At 59.2% G+C, this 20,016-nt stretch carries 13 protein-coding genes; 2 read left to right on the top strand and 11 right to left on the bottom strand.

Translation table 11 applies throughout. The annotated features are described in order from the left end of the window. Positions 1–13: 13 nt before the first annotated feature. Positions 14–1,204 (bottom strand): substrate-binding domain-containing protein, encoded by a 1,191-nt coding sequence (locus ACOH1Z_RS12815; RefSeq protein WP_449648886.1) that lies wholly within the window; start codon positions 1,202–1,204, stop codon positions 14–16. A gap of 127 nt (positions 1,205–1,331) precedes the next feature. Here ACOH1Z_RS12815 and ACOH1Z_RS12810 point away from each other — a divergent pair, with 127 nt between their 5' ends. Further along, entirely contained in the window at positions 1,332–2,528 is a 1,197-nt protein-coding gene (locus tag ACOH1Z_RS12810; protein ID WP_449648885.1) for an acetyl-CoA C-acetyltransferase, read from the top strand. Positions 2,529–2,643: 115 nt separating this feature from the next. Here the strand turns inward: ACOH1Z_RS12810 and ACOH1Z_RS12805 are convergent, their stop codons facing one another. The 4 genes from ACOH1Z_RS12805 to ACOH1Z_RS12790 all read right to left on the bottom strand — a co-directional run bounded on the left by ACOH1Z_RS12805 (position 2,644) and on the right by ACOH1Z_RS12790 (position 6,759). Continuing rightward, positions 2,644–3,972 (bottom strand): M50 family metallopeptidase, encoded by a 1,329-nt coding sequence (locus tag ACOH1Z_RS12805; protein WP_449648884.1) that lies wholly within the window; start codon positions 3,970–3,972, stop codon positions 2,644–2,646. 88 nt (positions 3,973–4,060) lie between these two features. Continuing rightward, complete coding sequence (gene dxr, locus ACOH1Z_RS12800; protein ID WP_449648883.1) at positions 4,061–5,146, bottom strand: 1-deoxy-D-xylulose-5-phosphate reductoisomerase; 1,086 nt, start codon at positions 5,144–5,146, stop codon at positions 4,061–4,063. A gap of 41 nt (positions 5,147–5,187) precedes the next feature. Beyond that, complete coding sequence (locus tag ACOH1Z_RS12795) at positions 5,188–6,171, bottom strand: FKBP-type peptidyl-prolyl cis-trans isomerase (protein WP_449648882.1); 984 nt, start codon at positions 6,169–6,171, stop codon at positions 5,188–5,190. A 105-nt stretch (positions 6,172–6,276) separates the two neighbouring features. Continuing rightward, positions 6,277–6,759, bottom strand: a complete 483-nt coding sequence (locus ACOH1Z_RS12790) for an OsmC family protein (RefSeq protein ID WP_449648881.1) — start codon at positions 6,757–6,759, stop codon at positions 6,277–6,279. Positions 6,760–6,895: 136 nt separating this feature from the next. On the opposite strand from ACOH1Z_RS12790, the gene ACOH1Z_RS12785 reads away from it, so the two are divergent. Then, entirely contained in the window at positions 6,896–7,882 is a 987-nt protein-coding gene (locus ACOH1Z_RS12785; protein WP_449648880.1) for an asparaginase, read from the top strand. A gap of 38 nt (positions 7,883–7,920) precedes the next feature. Here ACOH1Z_RS12785 and ACOH1Z_RS12780 read toward each other — a convergent pair whose 3' ends face one another. The 6 genes from ACOH1Z_RS12780 to ACOH1Z_RS12755 all read right to left on the bottom strand — a co-directional run bounded on the left by ACOH1Z_RS12780 (position 7,921) and on the right by ACOH1Z_RS12755 (position 20,012). Then, positions 7,921–9,126, bottom strand: a complete 1,206-nt coding sequence (locus ACOH1Z_RS12780) for an ABC transporter substrate-binding protein (RefSeq protein ID WP_449648879.1) — start codon at positions 9,124–9,126, stop codon at positions 7,921–7,923. Positions 9,127–9,314: 188 nt separating this feature from the next. After that, positions 9,315–12,329, bottom strand: coding sequence for an FtsK/SpoIIIE domain-containing protein (locus tag ACOH1Z_RS12775; RefSeq protein WP_449648878.1), 3,015 nt, complete (start codon positions 12,327–12,329; stop codon positions 9,315–9,317). Between the two features lie 147 nt (positions 12,330–12,476). Next, the gene (locus tag ACOH1Z_RS12770) at positions 12,477–15,179 is read right to left on the bottom strand and encodes an FHA domain-containing protein (RefSeq protein WP_449648877.1); all 2,703 of its coding nucleotides are present in this window, start codon (positions 15,177–15,179) and stop codon (positions 12,477–12,479) included. A gap of 143 nt (positions 15,180–15,322) precedes the next feature. Continuing rightward, the gene (locus tag ACOH1Z_RS12765; protein WP_449648876.1) at positions 15,323–17,614 is read right to left on the bottom strand and encodes a transglutaminase TgpA family protein; all 2,292 of its coding nucleotides are present in this window, start codon (positions 17,612–17,614) and stop codon (positions 15,323–15,325) included. Continuing rightward, entirely contained in the window at positions 17,611–19,044 is a 1,434-nt protein-coding gene (locus tag ACOH1Z_RS12760) for a DUF58 domain-containing protein (protein WP_449648875.1), read from the bottom strand. The genes ACOH1Z_RS12765 and ACOH1Z_RS12760 overlap by 4 nt, the downstream gene beginning before the upstream one ends. Then, the gene (locus tag ACOH1Z_RS12755) at positions 19,041–20,012 is read right to left on the bottom strand and encodes an AAA family ATPase (protein ID WP_449648874.1); all 972 of its coding nucleotides are present in this window, start codon (positions 20,010–20,012) and stop codon (positions 19,041–19,043) included. Before ACOH1Z_RS12755 ends, ACOH1Z_RS12760 begins: the two co-directional genes overlap by 4 nt. Positions 20,013–20,016: the final 4 nt, after the last annotated feature.

Below are 20,016 nucleotides of genomic sequence, written 5' to 3'. Positions count from 1 at the left end.
CTAACTTCGTTGGTTATTCAGCGACGGGAGGCGTGACAGCTTCAGCGTCAACCGCGGTTACCAGCTCAGGCATCCACGAGTCGCCGTCAGCGACAAGAGTTACCTGGAACATGGGCTGGATCATGGCGTGGTCTTCAGCGCGGACGGTGATCGATCCCTTGACGGAGTCGAACGTCCAACCTTCAAGAGCCGCAATCATGGCGTCGACATCGTCGCCGCCTTCACGCACAGCCTGAACAACCATCTGCGCGGCAACGAAGCCATCAGGCGAGAACAGGTCAGCCTGCTTGCCCTCTGCCTCGAGGTAGCTCACCATGGCCGAGTTGGCGTCGTTGTCTGTTGCTCCACCGAAGTAGTGGTTGAGGAAGCTGATCTTGTCGCTAGCGGGACCGTAGGCGCCGTAGGTCGAGATATCGCCAAGCCCGGTAGCAACCGGAACGCTATCGAACACGCCCTGCTGGCTGAGTGCCTCCCACATCGCACCCGAGGTAGCTCCAGCCCACGCCACGAACACGAGGTCAGGCTGGGCATCAACAATCTGCTGGGCGAACGGGGTGAACTCGGTTGCGTCTTCAGGAACGAGCAAGCTCGTCACATCGGCACCTTGGCCGCCGAGGACGGCAGTTGCTGCGGCAACGTTGCCCTGACCGAATGCGGTGTCCTGACCGAAGACGAGAACCGACTTACCCGAAGGGTCTCCGATAAAGGTTCCTGCAGTAGCGACGTCTTGGTAGCTCTGGCGACCTGAACGGAAGGTGTAGCCATTGACACCGGTGATGGCATCAGCGGCTGCGGGGCCCGAAATGTAGAGAACCTTGTTTTGCTCAGCCTGTTCGGCCAGCGCGAGCGCGATTCCGGATGACACCGTGCCCATGATGATCTTCTTGCCTTGACCGATCACGTCTTTCGCTGCGGTGACTGCCTTGTCGGCATCGCCGGCGTCATCCGTGATTTCGATGTTGAGTTCACGGCCGTCGACGGTGCCTGTGCCGTCGGTGGCGTAGTCGAGACCGGCGTCGAATCCGGCGAGGTAGGCCTCACCATAAGCCGCAAGGGGGCCGGTTTGGGAGGTGATGATGGAGATGTCGACCGGAGCGAGCTCGTCGCCGCCCGAACCGCTATCTACGCTGGGGGCACAGCCCGCCAGTGTGAGAGCTACCGTCGCAATTAACGCTGGAGCGAGGTACTTTTTACTGACCCGCATGATGGGACCTTTCCTGCTGCCTTAGGAGGATTGTGATCTGAACCTGAGACCCGGTTCAGGTTTCATGTAGCCTATGGTTGCTCAACCTCGCTGTCAACAACGGCGCACCAACAAAGGAGTTTGCACAGTGGCCAACACCCCTGCACCCAACGATGTAGTAGTCCTTTCCGCAACACGCACTCCACAAGGGAAACTGCGCGGACAACTCGCCTCACTCACCGCCGTCGAGCTCGGCGCCATAGCGCTTCGCGCCGCCGTCGAACGCTCCGGCGTCGACGTTGACTCCATTGACCAAGTGATCTTCGGCCAGGTCATTCAGGCCGGCGCCGGGCAGAACCCCGCGCGCCAAACGGCCATCGCCGCAGGCCTCGCCTGGAAAACCCCCACCGTCACAGTGAACAAAGTGTGTCTTTCCGGGCTTGCCGCAATCGTGGATGCTGCACGCCTCATCCGTCTCGGCGAAGCAAATGTCGTCGCTGCCGGCGGTCAAGAATCCATGACTAACGCACCGCACGTGCTCCCCGGATCGCGCATGGGCTGGGCTTACGGCACAGTGTCAGCACTGGACTCTGCCGCGCACGATGCCCTCACCGATGCTTTTGATGCCGAGTCAATGGGCGCTAGCACCGAACGTCACAACGGCCGCCTCAATATTGGCCGCACCGAACAGGACGAAATCGCCGCTGCCTCGCACCAGCGAGCGGCCGCCGCAATCGAAGCCGGCATCTTCGTCGACGAGATTGCACCGGTGACTATCCCGCAGCGCAAGGGTGACGACCTCATTCTGGACACGGATGAGGGTGTGCGAGCAACCACCACCGTCGAAACTCTCGCCGGGCTGCGTCCCGCTTTCGATCCCGAAGGCACGATCACCGCCGGAAACTCGTCGCCCCTAAGCGACGGAGCATCCGCCGTGATCCTAGCCAGTCGCGCCTGGGCTGAAGAAAACGGACTCACCTGGCTTGCCGTGCTCGACCGCTCCGGCCATGTCGCCGGCCCAGACAACTCGCTGCACTCGCAGCCAGCGCGCGCTATCGCCGCCGCCCTCGACAACGCAGGATGGAGCGCTGGCGACCTCGACTTTGCCGAGATCAACGAGGCCTTCGCCGCAGTGAGCCTGCGCTCGACCGCCGAGCTCGGGCTCAGTCATGACATCGTAAATATCCACGGTGGCGCTATAGCGATCGGACACCCCGTTGGCGCATCCGGTGCTCGCCTCGTCGTTCATGCAGCGCACGAACTTGCCCGCCGCGGCTCAGGTCGCGCCGCAGTCGCACTGTGCGGAGGCGGCGGTCAGGGCGACGCCCTGCTGCTAACCCGCTAGTACTCACTAGTTCGTGCTAGTCCGTCGGTACTGCACCGTCGGCGTTGCAGCGTTCGGCACTTGCACGGTTGATTGCGGTCTGGCCTCACGGGGCTAGACCGCAATTCGCCAAAAACTAAAAGATCGAAATGGGCTTCACAATGTCTGCATAGATGAGCAGCGCGCTCATTGCTCCGAGCAAGACAACAACCACTAGCGTCAACGGGATGATCTTGGCGGTATCGACCGGTCCAGGATCGGGCTTGCCAAAGAGCTTCGCGAAGAACCGTCGAATACCTTCATAGAGCGCACCGGCGACGTGTCCACCATCAAGCGGCATGAGTGGCACGAGGTTGAAGACGAAGAGTGCGACGTTTAGTGAACCAATCAGTCCAATGAGCGAGGCCACTCGGTCTGCAACCGGAGAGGAATCGAGGCTGGCAATCTCACCAGCGATCCGGCCGACTCCAACAACACTGATTGGTCCGTTGGGGTCGCGCTCATCTGGCCCAAAAGCCGCATTCGCGATATCAACCATGCGCTGCGGAAGGTGCAGGATGACGTTGGCGACAGCAACAACGTTGTCACCGACCGCGGGAAGCACTGCGGTAACAGGCTGGCGCACCGCTTCAACCGCCGAACCAATCCCCAAGAAACCGTACTCTTCGGTCTGAGGGTTGCCGTCGGCATCTTCGACAATTGCCCCTCGATCATCGTAAACATAGCGTTCGGTCAGCAGCGGCTCGGCCACCAGAGTGACCTCGGCGCCATCGCGCTCGACAACGACCGTTAGCTCGTCGCCAGCAGCCGCACGGATGTACTCAGTGGCTTCAGCCCACGTCTCGACCGGCTCACCGTCCATCGACACCAAACGGTCGCCGGGGAGCATCCCAGCCGCAAAACCAGGGGCCGCAGGATCAGCGCTTTCGCACGACTGACGTTCAGAAGTCGCAGGGAGCACACACTCCGAGACACTCCCGATTGTGGTGCTCGTCTGGGCAACACCAAATCCCATGAAAAGAATCGCGAACATGACGATGGCAATAAGCAGGTTCATCACCGGGCCACCCAGCATGATGATGATCCGTTTGATAATGGGCAGGCGATAGAAGGCCCGCGACTCATCAACGTCCACGAGAGTGTCAGCGCTGGCAGTACGAGCATCCTGAATCAGAGCCTGAAACATACCTGTCGTGGCGGTGCGCCCCCCACTGTTTGCTTTGCCCGGAGGATACATTCCCGCCATGGCGATGTAACCGCCAAGAGGAATTGCCTTGACGCCGTACTCCGTCTCTCCCCGTTTGCGGGAGAAAATAGTCGGGCCAAACCCAATCATGTACTGGCTTACGCGCACCCCAAAGAGCTTCGCCGGCAGTAAGTGGCCGATTTCGTGCAGGCCGATAGACACGGCGAGTCCGACGACGACAACAAGGATGCCGAGAATATACAAGAGCACGTTTTCCACCCGCTAAGAATAGCCACGAGCGCCGACGTCCACCTGTGCCAGCGCTGTGCAGACCTCAGAACTACCCCGCACTGGGGGTTTTTGAGACTCAGTGGCGAGTCTTTGACACAACCGAATCTGCTTCACGACGAGCCCAGACCTCGGCCTCGTGCAGGGCGTCAAGACTCAACTCGGTCGGCTGGTGGCTCTCAACGACCCGCTCGACGACATCCAAGATGTCGAGGTAACCGATAGCACCAGCGTGGAACGCCAGCACCGCTTGCTCGTTTGCCGCATTGAAAACTGCCGGGAATGTGAGGCCTGCCGTACCGACAGCCTTCGCCATCTCGACTGCAGGAAAAACTTCGCTATCGAGCGGCTCAAAACTCCACGTGCTTGCTGTAGTCCAGTCCAGCGGTACGCCGACACCCGGAACACGGTGCGGCCAATCCAATGCGAGCGAAATGGGCAAGCGCATATTGGGCGGGCTTGCCTGGGCAATCGTCGAGCCATCCACAAACTCGACCATCGAATGAACAATGGACTGAGGATGGACGGTGACAGCAATGCGGTCATATGGCACGTCAAACAGCAAGTGTGCCTCAATCACTTCGAGACCCTTGTTGACCAGTGTCGAGGAGTTCGTGGTGATTACGAGGCCCATGTCCCACGTCGGATGCGCCAACGCCTCGCGCGGCGTTACCTCATGCAACGACTCTCGCGATCGACCGCGGAACGGACCACCGGATGCCGTCAAAACTAGACGCTGCACCTCCGAGTGCTCCCCCGAACGAAGTGCTTGCGCGATGGCCGAATGCTCGGAGTCCACCGGAACAATCTGGCCCGGCTTCGCTCGCGACATCACTAAATCGCCACCGACAATCAAACTCTCCTTGTTGGCCAAAGCCAACACTGCGCCAGAATCAAGCGCAGCGAGCGTGGGACCCAAGCCCACAGAACCCGTGATTCCGTTGACGATAACGTCAGCCTCGACATCCCGAGCCAACTGAGCAGCCGCTTCAGCACCGAACGCAATGTGCTCGACGCCAAAACGCGCAGCTTGTTCCTCAGCGAGCGCGCGGTTCGACCCGGCGGCCAGCCCCACTACTTCGAATTGGTCGCGATTGGCATCGATGACGTCAAGCGCCTGAGTGCCAATTGATCCGGTCGATCCGAGCAGAATTATCTTGCGCATTCCGCTACCTTAGCGAGCCAGACGAAACTGACGAGCGGATGCTAGCCAATGCCGAGAATATCGACAACGAACACGATGGTGTCAGTTCCACTGATCGCAGCGCCTTCGTTGCCAGCTTCGCCGTAGCCTTCGCTTGGCGGGAGGACTGCGATGATCTGAGATCCGACTTTTTGTCCCTCAAGAGCAGCTTTGAAACCGGGAACAACCTGTCCGGTATTGAAAGTCGATGGGGTGCCGCGCGCCCAACTTTCATCAAAGATTTCGCCAGTTGTCCAGTTCATTCCTACGTAGTGAACGGTGACATCGGAATTTTCGCCAACAGTGTCGCCGTCACCTTGCTTAAGCACGGCCACGGCGAGCTCAGTGGGAGGATCAGTCGAAGGAATCGTGATGGTCGGGCGACCATCGTCGTCGAGCTCAACGGTAGGGAAGCCATCCTCAGCGGGCTGATCTTCGCCATCAGCTCGGGGAAGAGCTGCCGGCGCTGGAGCGTCAACGGAAACGATGTCGACCACAAAGACAATGTCGTCGTCGGCGCCAACACCAAGCTGCTCGCGAGCGGCGTCGTCGGCAAATGACTCGTCAGGAGGAATTACACCCACGACGCGCGAACCGGCGGTAGAGCACTGAATGGTCTTGACGATACCGACGAGGAACTGCTCGGCATCAACCGGGAATGGAGCGAGACCGGCTTCGTCATAAGTCGTCGACGACAGCTCTTCACCAGTAGCACCGCTGTACAGAGAGAACTGAACGTTAGCGGTTGCGCCCTCAACAGCAACCTCGTCACCGTCTCCGGCGATAGCAACGGTGCGCTGAGTTTCAGAAACGTCTGTGGGGAAGTCAATTGTGACTTCTGGCTTCGCGCCGAAGTCGCCAGCGGTATTGACGGCTTCCGAAGCAGATCCCGATGCTGTGGGCGAGCAATCACCTGATTGTTCAGCCGTTGTCGAGTCGCCGGGGGCGCATGCGGCAAGCGAGGCCACAACACCGAGGGTCAGGAAGAACGGAATCGCTTTACGCACAGGAACCTTTCACAGCAACAACAAGAAGAACCAATCCTCGCGCACTATTGCTGTGCGTAGCGTGTGGAATCGCCGCCCAGTGCACGATCGCCAAGCGATGTTGGCTCAGACCGCTTTCTCATCCCCGACGATGATCCGCGGCTGGTGAAGCACAGGGAAGTTGACGGATGACGCGATGAAACACTTCTGACTGGCTTCGGTGTGCGCATCCATCGCATCCTCAACGCTTCCGGCAGAGATCGTCACCACCGGCCGAAGCGTCACCGAGGTGAAATGCCCGCCTCCGTTGTCCGTCTGCTTCATCGTGCCCGAAACTTCGTCGTGGTAGGCGGTGACAACGATGCCGCGGCTGACCGCTACGTGCAGATAGCTGAGCATGTGGCACTGGCTGAGCGCGGCAATGAGCAACTCCTCCGGGTTCCACCGTGTGGCATCACCGTGAAAAACACGAGCGCTCGAGCCCTCGATGCTGTGCTTGCCAACGGCAGTGACTTCGTTATGGCGAGAGTACCCACGATATTCGCGCGTTCCCTCACCAAGATTGCCCGACCATTCGAGTCGCACTTCAAAGTTGTGATCGATATTCATCAGAAACTCCTTCGCCAGCATCTAGCCCAAAGCCCATGATCGCAGTACGAAGTCCCACCACCACGCGCGACTCCACCGTATCTCGCTCAGACCTCACGGCGAAGTGCTTGAAGTGCTTCGAAACGGCTAGCGTGGGATGGTGAATGAAGCTACCTCAGGCCAAGCCAACGCCCTCACCGTCGAAGACACCGTGCAGCTTGCTGTGCTCGAGCGGTCGGGGATGATCGAATCTCGCCATCTCGGAGCGGCAGTAGTGCTCGCCCCTGACGGTAGCGAATTGCGTCGTCTCGGCAACCCCGAAGCACTCATCTATCCGCGCTCGACTCTGAAACCGATGCAAGCGATCACTGTCCTGCGCTCAGGAGTCACACTCAGCGACGAACAACTCGTGTTGGCCAGCGCAAGTCACATCGGTAGCCAACGCCACCAAGACGTTGTCGCCTCGACCCTGGCCGCCTACGGCCTCAGCGATGATGATTTGCGTTGCCCGCCCGACTGGCCAGCAGACTCGGCTGCTCGACGCGCAACGGATGCTCCTAGTCGGCTGGCCATGAATTGTTCAGGAAAGCACGCGAGCTTTCTTGCGGCCTGTGTCGTCAACGGTTGGCCACTTGAGAGCTACCTTGAGCACGATCATCCGCTGCAATCTCGAATCCGCGAAACGATAGTCGAGTTCACTGAAGCTGAGTTGGCACATGAGGGTACCGACGGTTGCGGCGCCCCCGTCTTCGCGATGAGTCTTGTTTCCTTGGCACGGGCAATCCAACGCGTGACCACGGCAACCGCGGAGAACGATCCCCACGCTCACGCCCTCGTCAGCGCGATTCGGGCCAACGCCTGGGGGCTAGACATGCCGCAGGTTGCCGAAGCGATGGACACCCTCGGCATTATTGCCAAGCGCGGCGCCGAGGGTGTTCTTATCGCGGCGGCGCCCGATGGCACCACCGTCACGCTGAAAATCCTTGACGGGTCTATTCGGCCGCTGCTCCCTGTCGGTTTGTCCTTGCTCGCTGAAGTTGGTGCCATCGACGCGGATGCTGCCGCTGCGGTTCTCGCCTCGACTACCGAAAAAGTACTGGGTCGAGGCGTGCCCGTCGGTGAACTGCGTTTTCAGCTCACGTAAGAACTACGTGCTAATGATGGTGCGAGGATGACGGCAGGTCAGCCCTTACCGGTGATGCGACGGAACTCGGCATTGAACGCTTGGTCATCGGTGGTACTGAGCGTGCGGAAAGAACTGGCGCGCGACATTGCAGTGGCGTTGGGGAACGTGAACTGGTTTGTGGCCAACTCCGGGTAGTTCTCGATTGCGTACTCAAGGGTGCCGTCAACAGGGCTCACACACTTGATCCACTGCACGACCTTGGTCGCGTTTGCGGGATCGTAGTAAAAGTCCATCAGCTTTTCAACGTTGGCTTTGTGCTGAGCACCCGCAGGAATAACGAGCGAGTCCGTGAAGAACGTGCCCCGCGATCCTGGAAGCAAGAACTTGTACTTTTCGTACCCAGCTTGGGCATTGAGCACAGCGATATCGCCGGCACGAGCAAATCCGGCTACTGCTTCGCCTGACTTAAATTTGTCGATGTAGTCACTGCCCATGACCCCAAGAATGTGTTTGGACGCGAGGTGCTTTTCGAGAACATCACTCGCCTTCTTGAATTCGTCGATTCCCCAGATATCTTTCGAGATATCGACACCTTGGGCGAGCAAGAGCATCCCCATCGTGTGGCGCATTTCTGCGAGAACAACGACTTTTCCTTTGAGTTCATCTGCCCACAGTTGCTCAACCGAAACTAGGCCCTTGGGATATTCCTCGGTGTTCCAGGCAATGCCGATGAATCCGCTTTGCCACGGCAGTGAGTAGTCACGGTCGGGATCGAAGTCGGGATGAGCAAGCTTCTTGTTGAGGTTCGCCTTGTTGGGGATGTTCGCCGAATCAATCTTCTGTGCGTAGCCGAACCTGATCAGTCGAGCAGCCATCCAGTCGCTGACAACGATTACGTCAGCCCCTGTTGGCTTTCCCAACGCGAGTTGGTCTTTCATCGTCAAGTAGAAGCCAACGTTGTCTTTGACAACAGAACGGTATTCAACACTGACACCGGTCTGATTCTTGAATTCTTTGAGGGTCGCGGAGTGTCCGCTGAGGTCTTCATCAATGTATGAGGGCCAGCTTGCCCACACGAGAGAGCTATCACTCTCTGAAATATCAATAGCACTCGAGCCGTCTGGCGCGGCGCATGCGGCAAGAGCTAACGCGGATGCGCCAAGCCCTGCTCCCTGCAATAGCCGCCTGCGGCTGAGTTGAGATTGCTTCGCCTGCAGCATCAGCTGTTGGATCGCTGGATCCTGCGGAAGTGGTCTCGTCACGTTTTCTCCTTCGCCACACCAATTACCCCGATGGTAGTGAGCGCAGTTTGCGTAGTTGTAGCCCCAGTTAGGAGGGGCTTTATGGGCGCGTGGCAATAATTCCATGTTTTGTGCTCAGATTCGCGCCATTATTGTGCCCAATTCGGGTACCGCTGAAGATCACGTCCTCACCACTTCTCGTCGCGAGATTACACCGTGGTAGTTCTTGGCAGTCGCACTCTCTCTGCTCCAGCTTCGGTGACGTTCCAGTAGTGGCCCGAGCCGGGAGCAAGAGGGGGTGGCAGTTCCCGAGTGCGCGCGAGCGTGCGGTAGTCGCTGAGGTTGCAGCCATCGAGCAGGATTGTGGCGTGCGCTCTGAGGAGCGTTAGCGCGCCCCAGCGCGACTGCCATTCATCGATTGATCCGATAATGGCAACGGGGTCGTTCCCGTTGGGGATGAACAATTCGCGTTCGGAACCAGGCGCTCCTTCGAGTACGCGCGTTTGCCATCCTGCTGCGGCGAGTGCTGCTCTGGTTGCTGTGGGACGGCTGCTGGCGACAGCGAGGTGCTCATGACGATTGAGGGTTCTGACGGCTGCCGCTCGCGGCACAGGTGGCACATCTTCGCTTCTGGCGATGTGCACTCGCATGTCTTTCCATAAACCACCTCCGGGAGGTAGTGCCGGGTTAAAATCGTCTGAGGCGCCGCCGGAAAGTACGAATTCCTGCCGACTGCTGAAGCGGAGCCTCAGGATGTTTGGCATGAGTTGGGCGATGGCCTGCAGCGCTGCGGTGACACGTTGAGCGCTCGCGACCACCCAAATTTTGTGAGCGGGTCCCTCGCGGAGGAGGCGAATAAGTCTCTCGAGAATTGCGGCTCGGTGGTCGTCGTCGAACCGTGAAACTATCGCGTCTAGATCATCAATGAGCACGATCGTTCCCCCCGCGGACTGCTCGCGCGATGTCGAATTATCGAGTAGCGCATGAATTTCGGCAAGCGTGTCCCAGAATCCTGCAGCGTCGAGCCCTCCGGCTTCAATGCGGAAGCAAGGCTCTTCGCCCATGTGTGGGCCTGTGACCGCTTCTGCAGAGTCTGCCGTCACAGGGCGAGCAACACCGCGAGAAGCGGCCGCAGCGGCGACTGTGGCGATCGCGACACTCTTGCCGCTGCCTGGGCCACCGAGAATGAGAACATTCCCGTCTGCCATCGGCGACCATTCCGCAATGCCCTGGCGCTGCTCCTCGGGGATATCGCTGAGCCCAAAGCAGATGGTGGCCTCTTCTCTCCCCTGTCGCCAAGCCCTCCCCGCAGCGGAGCTACTGCGCTCAGCAACACGAGCGAGCGAAACATCGCCGGGAAGGGGCTCGCACCATGGTCGTCTCGGGGTTACGGTGGCTGGCCATCGTTTGGCAACTGTCTGAATGTCGTCTGGCGTCGCGAGCGCGAACTGCGCTAGCTCGGCGGATGAGGACCCGTGAGCAAGCCACGCGCGACCCTTCGCTCCCGTTGGCAGCTCGGCCGCGCGATCGCTACCGATCACGGCGGAGCTATCTGCTCCGTTGTTCACCCGCAGCGAGATCCGAAGATCGGCATTAGCTAGGAGCGAATCTCGCACCACTCCTGACGGGCGCTGTGTGCACAAAATCAGGTGCACCCCGAGAGACCGGCCACGGGCAGCAATGTCGCTAAACAGGGCGTGCAGTTGAGGATAGTCGGCCATCATCGCCGCAAACTCATCAACGACAATCACTAGGCGCGGAAGCGTGTCCAGTTCAGCGACATCTCTCACCCCGGCGATGGCGAGTGCACGCTCTCGGTACTGCAATTCTGCTCGAAGGCTGACAAACGCTCGACTGGCCTCGGCGGCGTCGAGGTCAGTAATGATTCCCACCGTGTGAGGAAGCTCTGAAAGGTGAGCGAATGCTGAACCACCTTTGAAATCGACGAGCAGGAAAGTGACATCGTCCGGCGAGGATTCTGCAGCCATTGCGAGAACCCAAGAGATGAGCAGTTCGCTCTTGCCGCTTCCCGTGGTCCCCCCAACAATTGCGTGCGGCCCGTGAGCAACAAGATCGACAACGATGCGACCGTTCGCCCCCACCGCCGGCCGACTCGCTAGCGACTTGGTACGACGCGGTCGCAGCTCGCAGCCAGGATCCAGCTGGCCCAACAGTCCTCTCAGCTCGACCGAATCAGGCACTGCACCATCGCTGCTTGCTAACCCGTCGCGGGAGGCAATGTCGTGTGCCGCGAGCGCCCACGCCAATGCTTGCTCCCGACCGAGAAACGATGGTGCAAAGTTTCGCCGCTGATGTTTGTCCGGATGGCGGACAACAGCAACCGAGCTCCCGTCGGCGCGAATAATAATTCGATGCCCGCTCGGTGCGTGCTCCTCATTCTCGACAACGCTGATCGAGACGCTGGGTACACCATCTCCGAGTACTCCCCAGTGAACACTTGCCCGGGTGTGCGCGTGGTCAGCATCATCGACACCGCTCTCTGAACGCAAGACTCGGTGCGGAAGATGTGCACTCCATTGCTCTGAACTAAAGACGCCGCGCAACCTCACCCAGCTTGTCGTTGGCGAAAGCGTGCGCGCTAACTGAATGGCCAGCCCCCTGGCTAGGGATAGTGCAATTGGCTCGGTACCGAAGATCGCAATGCCGAGCCGAGCATTCACAGCGATGGGAGCACCGTGCACACTCGCGGCCTGATCGACTAGGTGCTGGTAGTGCTCGTCCGTAAGCGGATCCACCGCATCGTGCGACCCGGAACGATCAATGACGAGGTCGCTGCGAACTGTGCCGTAGCCGAGGTGCACCGGCAGAACGTCGCGAGGCTCTCGCGCCCAGCGCAAGGAATCTATCTGCACGTCGTTCACCATGACGATCGCCGGTGGCGTGCGCTCAACAAGATCGCCTCGCTCCTGCCGATGGTAAGCCTCAATGGACAGTTGGGTCGCCGCTACTTCCCGGGAAAATCGTGCGGTTTCGGCGCGCAGCTTTTTGCGTGCGGAAACCCGCGAATCAATGAAGCTTCCCGTCGCCGCTAGTGGGCCAAGCGCAGCGAAGACCAATGCGAAGGTGGATCCTGTTATGAGCCAAATCGCCAATGAAGCCACGATCGGAACTGTTGCAGCGACGATCGGGAATCTAAAGGGTGCTGCGGGCTGTGGAGCGGTAGGCAAGGTAATACGGGGGCCAGTAGCGCGAGAATCGGTCACTCACTGAGTTCATCAGCCTTCAGCATCCGCTCATATCGCTCACCCCAAGTAGTGGAAAGAGTGCATCCTGTGGGATTTGTGAGGGACGCTTCTCCCCAGTTCGACCGCACCGACGGTGAGTAAAGCGAACGCCGGTGAGTTCTGTCGCTAACTAACGATGAAGAACTGTTCGCCGATCTCAACTCGTGTGCCGCGCATGACTCGGTAACGCTTGCCGGGTTCACACCGCTTGGGTTCTCCCCCGGGTTCTCGCACGACCGTTCCGTTGCCGGAGTAACGGTCGCTAATCCAGAAGGCACCAGTGATTTGACCGAACTCAAGATGCGTTTTGGACACGGACTTACTGGGGTCGGTAATCGGCACAAGAATGTCGAACTTCTCTGATGGCTCTGCAATCGGATTGCGACCAACCAGACCGGTTCCCGTCACAATCACGCTGTCGCCCGTGCTGAACTGAAGCACAAAACGTGTGCCAGAAAGACTTCTCTCGACGATCCGAGTGTCTTCGATGTCTTCGTCGTCGGAAGCAAGCGATGCAATCGGGGTTGGCGGAGCGATGGGAAGCTCCACTCGGTGATGAGACATCGGCGGCGGTGCAAGAACTGAGAGCCCAGCCGTCTCAGATGCGCCGCTACCATCCGTGCTTGCGCTTACCTCCTCGGCAACGCGCTGATCATCGCTTGATGCAAAATCTGGCACTGCGCTGAGTCGCTCGAATTCGGCAGCTGAGTCGTTATGGCTTCCGTCAACGGCACCAACCGAAGCTGCCTCATCCAAGGAGTCGATTGATTCACGTGGCGCGGATGCCGACGCTGCCTCAGAATTCAACTGTCCGATTTCCGCTGCACGGGAACTCGAATCCGCATCCGAAAATTGTGGGTCGCCTGAATCGTCGCGTGCCTCGTCGCTCGAAGCAGAGTGGTCGTTTTGCGAGTCTGCGTTGTCATCATCGCTCTGGGAAATTGTGGGCAGTTCTGGGGCGTCTCCCGATTCGGGATTCCCCGCGTTCATGACTTGGTCGGCGATCTCGGCCTGCTCGGCGACCTCAGCGTGCCCGGATTGTTGAGCCTGCTCAGCTAGTTCAGCCTGCTCAACGTTCTGATTCTGTTCAGTCTCGTCTTGTGCCGCTACCTCGTCGATGTGACTAGCAGCGAGTGTGTTGCGCGCTGAAGCGACTGCCCCGGTGCGGGCGGTTGGTTTTCCCCAGGGGAAGGGGTCTAGTGGTGGTGCGACCGCGGTGCGAGCTGTTGGCCCGATTCCGTGTTTGACGAAACCACAGGAGCCGCAGAAGATATCGGATTCCGAAAGAGCTTCACCACATTGAGCGCAGACTGCATCGCTCGATGCCGCCACGGCCAGTGGCGCCGTCGGTGCTTTTTCGGAATCGACAGAAGCGACTGACTCGTTCTGCGGACCATTGACACTGTCGGATGCCCGGGGAGCAGTTGCGCTGAACGAAGTCACCTCAGCCTCTGGCTCGACCGCTGTCGTTGAGGGAGCTGGCTGATCGGCTACGCGCTCCGATGCTACAGGCGCAAAAGCGGACGCCCTCAATCGATCTGCTGTCGTAAAGAGCGTTTCTTCACCGAGGGGGCGCACCTGCTTTGCAGGGGAACGCTCGGCGGCAGGAACGGCCACCTCAGGCCGACCCACATTCTTGAGATCTGGTTCAAACGCCGATCGCGGCAGGGGCGACGGCTCGACCAAGGGCTCTGGCTCAACGAGTGCTTCAGGCTCGGCCGGAAGCTCAGGCTCAGCTTGCTCTTCGTGCCCTGTCTGCGGCTGCGGCTCTGGCGCTGGCTCTTGCGCTGGCTCAGGCTCGGATTTAGCGTCGGATTCGGTTTCGGTTTCGGGCTGAGACTCTGATTGAGGCGCGGGCACCGGTGCGTCGCCCGCAAGCAGCACTACCCCGTCGCGATCGCTGTCACGGACGCCAGAGTGATCCTCTTCGAGCGATCCATTGACGTCACGAGTTGGATCGTCTCCGCCACGCGCATCGTCATCGACAAGCGCACCGTCATCGTCAGCAACATCGCCGCCGTCAGCGGCCTCGCCAGCCTTAGCGGCACCCGCATCAACACCCGCATCATTAACTACAGCAGCGTCAGCGTCGCCGATCTCAGCTATCGGGATCTCGTCATCAGATTTCGGCGCGTGGTCAGAATCGCCCTCAGTTTCGGACTGCAGCGAATTCTCAGTCGCTGCGTCGTTGACCACCACTGCCTCGTCCGCGGCTGCTGCGTCCACCGCTGCCTCGTCCGCCGTGGCGTCGGGTGACTGCGGCCAGGCCACTTCTTGGGGGTTTGGCGCCGGAAGGTCACGCCAACCCTCGTCGGCTGCGGGCGGGACATCGCTCACCACAGGTGATGGGGAAATGGTGGCGGCGAAAGTGAGAACTGAGGGGTCAACGACTTCGTCGTAGGGACCATCTTCGTCGAACGGCAAAACCTCGTGCTCTGGGCCGTCTTCTGGCTCGTCCTCGGGAGCGCCGTCGTGCTGAACTAATTCGCTGTCGTCAGTCGGAGTGTTGGGAAAGTCGCCAACATCGTGGGCCGAGAGTTCATCAGCGCTGGGGAGCACCAGTGGCTCGCCAAGCTGCAAAACAATGGTGTCGGATGCTGTGGGCGCGGTCTCATCGAACTGATGAGTTTCGTCGGCCAACGGAGAAGTTTCGGTGTTGACCTCGTGAATGTCAGCGGTGGCGGCAGTCGATGTCGGAATCGTGGGGCGTGAAACCGCACGAGACGCGGCTGCCGGTGCGACCTCAGCGCTCTCGCCGCTTTCGACCGAGTGACGGCGACGTGCGCTCAGCAAAGCCGCTGCCTTTGCCTTCTTTTCCGCGCGCTTCACTCGTGCGGATTGTGAGCGTTTGGGAGCAGCATCAGCGCTGCGGCGGGCGCGCCGCGACATCGCGGGCCGCCCGCACTCGGCACAGTAAACAGCATCGGCGGGCAGTTGCGTCGCGCAGAAAGAACAGATCATCGGGTAGTCCTCTATCGCTTAAACAGACTTGTGACACTATAACCACCGAGCGATCGCAGTGATATTTTGGTCGTGAACCGCGCCCAACGCGACAGTCCAGTGTGAAGCTGATTTTCGAGATCGGTGACGTTCGTCCAGAACGCATCGACCTCGTCTGACTTCGGATCAGCTCCGGAGAAAATTACGCGGTCGGCATGCACCGCAAGGTCATACGCGGCTGGTACTTGCACTATCGCAGCGACCTCCGTTCGGGTTCCTGACGGTGGTGGCGTGTAGCCGTGGTCAAGGAGGGAGTCTTCAAACTCTTGCCAACCACCGCTGATCTGGTCGAGGGCGGAATCTGCGCGTCGGCGCAATATCCGTCGACGCAGTTTCGCGGCGACAATAAGCAAGAATGGGGCAGCGATCACGAGGAGCACGAGCAACGTCCAACCGACAGCGCGGAGAACCGCGAGGATCGCCTGCAGCACAGGATCAAGGTCAGGTTGCAGCGCCTGCTCACTATCCGGGTTTGACTGGCGGTTGAGCGTGTCCGATTCGATTTCCGGAGGTTGCACGACTGTTTGGGGGCGAGCAACCTGCGCAGTGTCATCCGGATCTTCGTCCGGAATCTCACGCAATGGTGGATTGGGGTCAAGCGTGACCCAGCCATATTCTTCGGTATTGACTTCGATCCAGGCGCTCACGTCATTGCCGCGAATCTGCTGGTCTGAAGTGACGAACCCGAGCACTATTCGGGCGGGGAACCCCAACTCGTTTGCCATGATGGATGCCGCAACCGCATACTGCTCTCCATCACCGATCATTCGCTGCTCAGTAAACAGCTCAGCAATTCGATCTGCTGAGTGACCAGATCTGCTAGCCGGTTCGTCTACACCGACACCGTGACTGATGTAGCCGTCAGCTGCCAGGCCGGCAAGCATGGCGGCGAGACGCTCGCCTGGCACGGTGATCCCACGCACGTACTGGTCGAGTTTTTCCGTGAGTTCGTCTGGCGAGACTCCGATGGGAGGAACTTCAGCTGCACCAGGCGTAAGTGTCGAAATTTCGTCATCCGTGGGTTGGACGGGGACAACGCCTTCAAGGGTGTAGCTATCGCCACGCTCGAGTCGCTCGGTCACCGCTGCAGTGCCGGAAACTTTGTTGTAGTAGAACGAGTCGCGCAAATCCGCGGCTCGATCTCCACCGAAGTCAACCTCTTCAAACAGGCCAACGGTCGGCACCCAAACTCCTGAATATGCGGCAATAGTGATTGCCATCTGGGCCGGACTTCCTTCGACTTCAGACTGGTCAAAGCGAGAAGGCACACGAGCAAATGATCCGGAAGCGCTCGTGACGCGACCGCTACCTACCGCGTAAACAACCCCATCGTAGCTATCAAGTGTGGCAAGCCTGACTCGAGTTCCCAATGGGACACCCGACACTTCGAAAAGCACAGAGTTGGCTGTTGTTGGCTGCCAATAGCGCCGAAAACCAGAAAGCGGGCTCACGTAATCTCGCGGATCAAAAGGCTCAACTATCGCCGTGCGAAGCACGGAGCGATCGTTCACGGGAGGCACAGCGTTGGCAAAAGCGACTGCGGCACTTGTCGCGATCGCCAAAATCATGACCGCACTGATTACTGTTCGCGCACCAGCAAAGCCAAACTCTCGCTTGCGTCGAGCTACACCAGCGGTATCCATCGCGGCTTCAAGAGCATTGACGGTGTCGCGTCGACGTCGCCAGCGAAACCACACCAGCGCGAGCGCAATGACGACCAATAGGGCGATTGCCAATGTTGCCGGTCGATCGGGGTAGGTGGGGCCAAACGCCACTGCCGACAAGAACAACGCGATTGGTGGGATTACTGAAAGTTCTGGGCTTCTGGTGCGATAGGCGATGCTGAGCGCAGCGACTGTGGCGGTGAGGACAAGCACGAGGGCTGGTACGAGCAACGCTTGATAGCTGCCAACGGGAAGGGAAATTGTCAGAAGTTGCTTCCACCCGAGAGCAACACCGAGAACGAGATCGATAAGTCCGCCGAGCGTCGGCAACACTGTATATTGCGCCTCGGATGGAACCGCAATAGGAACTCCGATCACCAGAAATGCAACAAACGTGACAAGCGTTGTCGTCACGAATGACCATTTTCTCCAGAGCGAAACGACGGCCACAATGGAGCCGACGATCACACTCACGGCGATGAGAATGATCACGGCGGGGCTGCGGTAGATCGGCCACAGCGCGGCCGCAGCGAGAACAATTGCCAGCCAGAGCAGTCCGCCGCTGACAAGGAAGAAGGAACGTGACAGTGTGCGCCTCATACTGCCGCCGATCGCGCGAGGGCTCGTTTAAGATCCTCGAGGTAGCCGATCGTGAGAACGCTCAGTCCGGCGACCCTGCGCAAACCAGGAACTGTTTCCGGGTCACACACAATGGCAACCACTTCCACGTTCGCGGCGAATTTTGTTGATGCAGCGCGCAGTTGCTGCGAGGTCACGGGTGAACCGCAAATAAGAAACGCGACCGAAACACCGCTCGTCTGCTCAGACGTAACGCGTGCGACATCCACAATTCGAAGAGCCGTTTCTGCATTCTGCACGCGAGTGAGGTCGTCGAGGAGTCGGGTCCCGGTCAAAGTGGAAAGGGCTCGTACGGCGAAAATCTTCCGTTTGGCAAACTGCGGTGTTTGCGCGCTAGCAACTACCGTTACCGTTCTGGCATCGCGAATAGCTTGCGCGCCCAGAGATCCGGCAACGCTCACCGCCATCTCGAATTCATATTCGCTCGCAAAGTCGGCAGTCGCCAAGCTTAACGCGATCACCAAATGACTGCGGCGGGTCTCCTCAAACTGACGAACCATATACCGGCCGGTTCGCGCAGTGGTTTTCCAGTGGATGTTGCGCCGCTCGTCACCCGGAAGGTATTCGCGGAGCGCATGAAAAGAAATGTCGTTATTTGCTAGATCCTTGGTGGGGTTTCCTTCAAGGTCGCGGATCAGACCAGTGCTGACACTGGGGATACTGATGGTGCGCGGGTGAACGAAGACTTCCGCGGACTCAGTCCACACGAGCTCGCGGCGTACAAGCCCTATCGGGTCAGCGCGCACTGTTCGTACGGGGCCGACTGATATAACGCCTCGACGATGAGTAGGGATGGGAAAATCGTGCGTTGCCGAACCGCCGGGCCGGATGCTCGGAAGCACTGCCTCGGCAAAGGTCTGAGCGACCGGAATTTCAGCGACAACTCCGAGGCTGCGTCGCTTACTCTCGTTGACCCCGCGAACCTCGCCGCTTGCAGCCTCCCCGACAACCACACGCCGTCGATCCACGTGAAGGCTGATTGCGAGCTGGCTTCGCCCAAAGAGATAAATGGCCGCCATCAGCGATACAGCGATGAATGCGTAGCCCGCAATAACGAGTTCGACCCACGCTATCGAGTAACCAACGATCAGGCTCAGAGGGATGAGGGCAAGAATCACCCAGCCGAGCGGAGTCACGACTGACGTGACTCTCGCCGCGTAGCGAGAGATCATGGTGCGCGCGAGGCCAACGAAACGCACGATGGCAACGATTAGGTCAGCGAGAAACCCCGTGCGGTACCCGACAATTCGAGTTCGTGCGTTGTCGAGTCCCCGGATTGCAGTCGGGAAGTCTGCGTCAGAGCGCGCTCGTTCGCCGCTCGGATCCTGATGTTCCGCTGCGGGTTGTTGACGGGGCTCTCTTTTAGCCTGGCGCGAGAAAATCGAACTCACACGGCTTGCCGTTCAGTGGGTGGAGGATTCTCAATCAGAATCTGGGCGATAACACTCGAGGCGGTTACACCTTCAAACTCTGCTTCGGCATCGATCACCAGTCGGTGCGCAAGTACGGGCTCGGCAAGTGCTTTCACGTCATCGGGAACGACATAGTGCCGACCGTTGGAGGCCGCCAGGGTCTTGGCTGCGCGCATCAGCGCGAGCGCTCCACGGACACTCACGCCAAGTCGAACTTCAGTTGCGCTGCGAGTCGCTTCAACTAGCCGGCTTACGTAGTCATTTATTGTCGGGTCGACATGAACAGTGCGAGCGAGCTGAGCCATTTCAACAACAAGCTCAGCGCTGACGACAGGGTCAATGGTCACGGAGTGCGCGGCCACGCCGGCACCATCAAGGATACGAAGGGTGGATGCCCGGTCTGGGTAGCCGATCGAAGCTTTCATCAGAAAGCGATCCAGTTGTGCTTCGGGTAGACGGTAGGTACCCGCTTGCTCGATGGGGTTTTGAGTAGCAATCACCATGAAGGGCGCGCCAACGGGGTGTGAAATTCCGTCTACGGTTACTTGCCCTTCTTCCATCACTTCTAGCAGCGCAGCTTGAGTTTTGGGGCTCGCACGGTTGATCTCATCGGCAAGAACAATATTGGCAAAGATTGGTCCGGGGTGGAACTCAAACTCGTTGTCCCGCTGATCGTAGATACTGACTCCGGTGATGTCACCCGGCAGTAGGTCTGGGGTGAACTGGATGCGGTTCGTGGTTCCTGACACGCTTTGCGCTATCGCGCGAGCAAACGAGGTCTTTCCTGTGCCGGGGTAGTCCTCAAGCAGCAGGTGCCCCTCGCTCAGCAGCGCAGTGAATCCGAGGCGCACCACAAACGTCTTTCCGAGCAGGATTTGCTCGACATTCGTGACGAGCCTGTTGAAACTCTCTGCGAACCATGCAGCTTCATCGGGAGTCATGCTCATACCG

It is taken from the genome of Rhodoglobus sp. (assembly GCF_053580035.1).
This window is presented reverse-complemented; position numbering and strand designations above follow the sequence as displayed.